The sequence below is a fragment of the Gilvimarinus sp. 1_MG-2023 genome (genome assembly GCF_030548285.1).
In genome coordinates, this window is record NZ_JAUOSC010001254.1 from 1 (window position 1) to 258 (window position 258).

General features: G+C 69.0%; 1 protein-coding gene. It reads right to left on the minus strand.

The annotated features are described in order from the left end of the window. A partial coding sequence (locus tag Q4563_RS20890; RefSeq protein ID WP_303605883.1) for a hypothetical protein occupies nucleotides 1-258 on the minus strand: 258 nt, incomplete at both ends.

Sequence of the window (258 nt, forward strand, 5' to 3'; positions counted from 1 at the left end):
GCCTCGCCGCGCACCGTGCCCGCAGGCATGCCGCCGCCGGTCACAATCGCCCGCGTGGCAAGGTCAGGATTGACGACAGCGAACTGCGCCTCGTCCGACACAAAGCCCATCCAGCGAGCCGCCGCCGCTTGTGCGCCGGGATCGTTCACCGCCTCGATGGCCTGGCGCGTCAGGAACTTGGTGCCGTTGCGATCGGTCGGCGTGGCCTGGCTGATGATCGACCAATCGGCCTCGCTGATGCCCTTGCGCCCCATCAGG